This window comes from Veillonella sp. ZSJB6, from assembly GCF_051549505.1.
Lineage (GTDB): Bacteria > Bacillota > Negativicutes > Veillonellales > Veillonellaceae > Veillonella.
In genome coordinates, this window is record NZ_JBPUGE010000075.1 from 1 (window position 1) to 263 (window position 263).

Below are 263 nucleotides of genomic sequence, written 5' to 3' on the forward strand. Positions count from 1 at the left end.
GGTCGAGTCCTTCAATCAGGAAATGTCCTTCAGAATTGATGGTCGTCGTGTAGATTTTTTCGTCGACTTCTGCTTGAATCTTAAGCCCAGGGCTTCCACTTCCTTGAATGAAAGATTCAGAAGCCTTCGGTTCATACATGGAAAAGACCCGATATTGTTTCTCTTGAGTATCTGACTGGATACCAGTAGGATCAACGCCGTAGTACTTTATTTTAATATCATTATTTAAAGTAAAGCCCGAATCAAAGCGTAAAAAATCACTG

Annotated in this window: 1 protein-coding gene; it reads right to left on the reverse strand. The window is 39.9% G+C overall.

Annotated features, from left to right (window positions below):
* A partial coding sequence (locus tag ACSV5T_RS09945; protein ID WP_438321014.1) for a hypothetical protein occupies positions 1 to 263 on the reverse strand: 263 nt, incomplete at both ends.